At 56.1% G+C, this 4,191-nt stretch carries 5 protein-coding genes and 1 pseudogene; 2 read left to right on the top strand and 4 right to left on the bottom strand.

Annotation, left to right across the window (positions count from 1 at the left end; genetic code table 11):
- The first annotated feature begins 2 nt into the window (after positions 1–2).
- Positions 3–176, top strand: coding sequence for a heavy-metal-associated domain-containing protein (locus G9Q73_RS11740; protein ID WP_177419953.1), 174 nt, complete (start codon positions 3–5; stop codon positions 174–176).
- A gap of 113 nt (positions 177–289) precedes the next feature.
- The gene (locus G9Q73_RS11735; protein ID WP_177419952.1) at positions 290–523 is read left to right on the top strand and encodes an endoglucanase; all 234 of its coding nucleotides are present in this window, start codon (positions 290–292) and stop codon (positions 521–523) included.
- Positions 524–695: 172 nt separating this feature from the next.
- Here the strand turns inward: G9Q73_RS11735 and G9Q73_RS11730 are convergent, their stop codons facing one another.
- The 4 genes and pseudogenes from G9Q73_RS11730 to G9Q73_RS19670 form a co-directional block, all read right to left on the bottom strand.
- On the bottom strand, positions 696–1,958 hold the full coding sequence (locus tag G9Q73_RS11730; protein ID WP_177419951.1) for a diaminopimelate decarboxylase: 1,263 nt from the start codon (positions 1,956–1,958) through the stop codon (positions 696–698).
- A 23-nt stretch (positions 1,959–1,981) separates the two neighbouring features.
- The gene (locus tag G9Q73_RS11725) at positions 1,982–3,202 is read right to left on the bottom strand and encodes an LL-diaminopimelate aminotransferase (RefSeq protein WP_177419950.1); all 1,221 of its coding nucleotides are present in this window, start codon (positions 3,200–3,202) and stop codon (positions 1,982–1,984) included.
- A 222-nt stretch (positions 3,203–3,424) separates the two neighbouring features.
- Positions 3,425–3,772, bottom strand: a complete 348-nt coding sequence (locus G9Q73_RS11720; protein ID WP_304956593.1) for an ArsC family reductase — start codon at positions 3,770–3,772, stop codon at positions 3,425–3,427.
- A 66-nt stretch (positions 3,773–3,838) separates the two neighbouring features.
- Positions 3,839–4,191 (bottom strand): annotated as a pseudogene (locus G9Q73_RS19670) (2,3,4,5-tetrahydropyridine-2,6-dicarboxylate N-succinyltransferase); the annotation flags it as partial.

The following is a 4,191-nucleotide window of genomic DNA, read 5'->3' as shown; positions in this document are numbered from 1 at the left end:
GCATGACCTGCCCCCACTGCGTGAATCATGTTACCAAGGCCTTGCAGGGAATCGGGGGCGTGGAAACTGTCGAGGTTACCCTCGATTCCGGCGAGGCAGTGATTACCGGCTCCGCTGCGGTTGATCTGCTTATTGCTGCGGTAAAGGATGCGGGTTATAGCGCAGAGTCGGCTTGACCCGGTAGGCTATAATCTGCATTCGGACATAGGCCAAGACGAATCAAGTGAAGATTTCAGGTTCACTCACTCTTCCCCTTGAACGGCGCTTACTCCCGCGTGAGTCGGCGTCGATGCCTCGTGGTGTGGAGGAGATGCTTCAGTCGCAGCAAACGGCCCTACCGCGCCAAGTGCCTTCGGCCATCGAGGCGGAGGCTTTGATACTCAGGACCAGAACCAGAGGAAATCCCTATCAGGTCGATCTGGACCCTCATTCATATCGGGCGCTCAGTGCCTATGCATCCACAGCAGAGAGTGATGAGCGCGCCTATGTTAGCGCCCTGCTGGGGATCGACGAATACGCCTAGCCGTAATTTGTAGACGTAGGTCGGGTTAGCCGCAAAGTGGTACGCAACTTGAATCTGGCGCAATGCATTCTGCGCGGCGTAACCCGACAAAACGACGTTGGGTTACAATGCGCGGTAAACCAAGTGCTGAAATTCAGTTTTGGTGCAACGCACATCTAACCCAACCTACGAACTAGTCGGATACCGGAATAAACCTGTCGTCCTCGAAACTCAGAGTGGCGAAATAGTCATCCAGGGTCTCTTCACGGCGGATCAGTTTGACACTGCCGTCGGTCTTCAGCAGCAGCTCCTTTGGTCGCACCTTGCCGTTGTAGTTGAAACCCATTGCCTGGCCGTGGGCGCCGGTATCGTGAATGTAGAGAATGTCTCCGTCCTCGATCTTCGGCAGACTGCGCTGGACGGCAAACTTGTCATTGTTCTCGCAAAGTGAGCCCGCCACATCCACCGTCTCATCGCCACCGCTTTTACCCAATACGTCGATATGGTGGTAGGCCCCATACATGCCGGGACGCATCAGGGCGGACATGCAGGCGTCCACGCCGACATAGGTGCGGTAGATCTCCTTGCGGTTGATCGCCTGGGTGACCAGAACCCCGTGGGGGCCGCTCATGTAACGGCCGCTCTCAACATAGAGTTTGGGAGCATAACCGTTATGGGACTTGAAGGTATCAAAAAGTGCGGTGATCTCCCGGCCCATGGCCTGGATGTCGAGGGCCTCGTCTTCAGGACGGTAGGGAATGCCCAGACCACCACCGATATTGATGAAATCGAAGGTGATGCCCAGTTGCGAGGAGATCCACTCGACCCGCTCCAGCAGGGTGCGGGCGGTCTCGACCATGTAGGTGTAGTTCAGCTCGTTGGATGCGAGCATGGTGTGCAGGCCGAAACGTTTGGCGCCGCGTCCTTTGGCTGCTTTGTAGGCATCAAGCAGCTGATCATGGGTGACGCCGTATTTGGCTTCTACCGGGTTGCCGATGATGCTGTTGCCGGTGCGGCGTTCACCAGGGTTGTAACGAAAACAGACCAGCTCAGGCATCACTGGCACCTTGTCGATCAGCGAGATGTCGTCGAGATTGAGCACACAGCCCCCTCGGGCTGCCGCCGCTTCGAACTCCGCAGGACTGGTATTGTTTGAGGTGAACATGATGTCTTCACCCGAGGCGCCGATATCGCGGCTGAGAATCAGTTCTGCGATGGAACTGCAGTCGAAGCCGAATCCCATCGACTGCATGATCTGCATAATTCTGGGGTTGGGCAGCGCCTTGACAGCGAAGTACTCGCGGAAACCCGCGATGCCGGAAAACGCCTCGGTCAGCGTGTTTCCGGTATCGAGAATGCCCTGCTCATCGTAGAGATGAAAAGGGGTGCCATAGTGCTCGACGATGTTCTTCAGAACAGGGGAGAGCCGGCGCTTGAAATCTTGGGATATTGGCATCGTGGTTTCCTGCTGGCGACGGATTAGAGCGCGTCTTTGATCCGGGACATCGCTTCCTGGACGTTTTCGAAACTGTTGAAGGCGCTGATGCGGATGTAGCCCTCGCCGCATTTGCCGAACCCGGCGCCGGGGGTGCAGACCACGCCGGTATTGTTCAGCAGTTTGTCGAAGAGCTCCCAGGAGTCGCCTTTGGCATCGATCCAGATATAGGGTGAGTTCTCGCCGCCACTGCAGTCGTAACCCAGCGCTTCCATCTGTTCACGGATATATTGGGCGTTCTTCAGATAGTAGGAGACCAGTTCCTGCACTTGAGCCTGCCCCTCCGGGCTATAGACCGCTTCGGCGGCGCGCTGTACCGGGTAGGAGACGCTGTTGAACTTGGTGGTGTGGCGGCGGTTCCAGAGCGCATGAACGGAAGCCTTCTCGCCAGACTCGGTATAGGCCATGCAGGCTTTTGGGACCACGGTGTAGGCACAGCGTGTACCGGTGAAGCCGGCGGTCTTGGAGAAGCTGCGGAATTCGATCGCTACCTCTTTGGCGCCCTCAATCTCGTAGATCGAGCGGGGCAGGTTGTCGTCCTGCACGAAGGCCGCGTAGGCCGCGTCGAAGAGGATCAGCGCCTTGTTGTCACGGGCGTAGTCGACCCAGGCCTTCAGCTGCGCCTTGGTGGCAGTGGCCCCGGTCGGGTTGTTGGGGAAACAGAGATAGATGAGATCGACCGGAGTTTTCGGCAGATCGGGAATGAAGCCATTTTCCTTGGTGGCGTCCAGATAGACCAGCCCTTCGTAGCGGCCATCTTTCGCCTCGCCGGTGCGTCCTGCCATGACGTTGGTGTCGACGTAGACCGGATAGACCGGATCCGGAATGGCAACAGTGGCGTCGGTGGCGAAGATCTCCTGAAAGTTGCCTGAGTCGCATTTTGCCCCGTCGCTGACGAAGATCTCGTCGGCTTCGATATCGGCGCCACGGGATTGGAAGTCACCTTTTGCGATGGCCTCGCGCAGGAAGTTGTAACCCTGTTCAGGGCCGTAGCCATGAAAAGAGCTGTCGCTGGCCATCTCGTCCACTGCAGCATGAAGCGCCTTGATGCAGGCGTCCGGCAGGGCGCGGGTGACGTCGCCGATACCGAGGCGGATGATGTTCTGATCAGGGTTCGCCTCAGTGTGGGCAGTGACCCGCCTGGCGATATCGGAGAACAGATATGAGGCCTGGAGCTTATTGTAGTTCTCGTTGATTTTGATCATGCGGCAATCCCGGAAAAACGAAAACTCGCCATTATACAGGAAACGGAGAGTGGTGGATGGGGGGTATTACTTCTTTTCCATAGGGTATTCGGGCCGGCTTTGTCCCTGATTCGTAGGCCTGATCAAGCGTAGCGGATCAGGCGACAGGCTCGGTACAGCAATCAATGTCTGCCGGTTCCGCTGCGCTTGAACCGGCCTACTTATCAGATAATTTGTGCGTTGTTAGTTGCCAAAAATCCCCCGGTAGTCGGCATCGCTGAATCCCACGTGCAGCCCTTTGCCATCATCCAAAACAGGACGTTTTATGATTGATGGTGTCTCCAGCATGATGTGAATGGCGCTGCTTTCGTCGATGTTATCCCTGGTCTCATGATCCAGCTTGCGCCACATCATACCTCGCTTGTTGAGTAGTTTTTCCCAGCCGACTGCCTCGGTCCAGCGCAACAACAGTGCTTCGTCCAGTCCCTCTTTTTTGAAATTGTGGAAGTGGTAGTCGATACCCCGGTCACCCAGCCACTTACGGGCTTTTTTCATGGTATCGCAGTTGGGAATGCCGTAGATCGTCATCATTTTCGCAAAATTTAGAGATTGGGGTTCCGGACTATACACGCAGAATCCGGTGGTTGTCATACCGGTTCAGATATCTCTTAACAGTTCATTGATGCTGACCCTGGAACGGGTCTTTTCGTCGACTTGCTTGACGATTACGGCGCAGTAGAGACCGTGGCTGCCATCGTCAGCTGGTAGATTGCCCGGTACCACGACGGAGCCGGCGGGAACGCGACCAGACGATCTCTTCGTTTGGCGGTTGTAGATTCTCGTGCTCTGCTGATGTGGACTTATGGAGGATCACGCAACCTGTTTCTTGACAATTATCCCCTACAATGCTGGAGTGGGGAGCCGATGAAACAAAGGTTCGATGAGATCGTCGGTGTCGCCTGCAGGTCCAGCATGCCGAGCAAGCAATACGTAACTGAAACGAAGTACTT

This window comes from endosymbiont of Lamellibrachia barhami (assembly GCF_011947365.2).
Classification (GTDB): domain Bacteria; phylum Pseudomonadota; class Gammaproteobacteria; order Chromatiales; family Chromatiaceae; genus QGON01.
The sequence above is the reverse complement of the archived record's forward strand: the minus strand, read 5'-3'. Positions and strand labels throughout refer to the sequence as shown.

What these genes read in the sequence shown, in the direction of transcription:
- G9Q73_RS11740 (WP_177419953.1), top strand. Translation starts at nt 3, where the DNA reads ATGACCTGCCCCCACTGCGTGAATCATGTTACCAAGGCCTTGCAGGGA.
- G9Q73_RS11735 (WP_177419952.1), top strand. Translation starts at nt 290, where the DNA reads ATGCCTCGTGGTGTGGAGGAGATGCTTCAGTCGCAGCAAACGGCCCTA.
- G9Q73_RS11730 (WP_177419951.1), bottom strand. Translation starts at nt 1,958, where the DNA reads ATGCCAATATCCCAAGATTTCAAGCGCCGGCTCTCCCCTGTTCTGAAG.
- G9Q73_RS11725 (WP_177419950.1), bottom strand. Translation starts at nt 3,202, where the DNA reads ATGATCAAAATCAACGAGAACTACAATAAGCTCCAGGCCTCATATCTG.
- G9Q73_RS11720 (WP_304956593.1), bottom strand. Translation starts at nt 3,772, where the DNA reads ATGATGACGATCTACGGCATTCCCAACTGCGATACCATGAAAAAAGCC.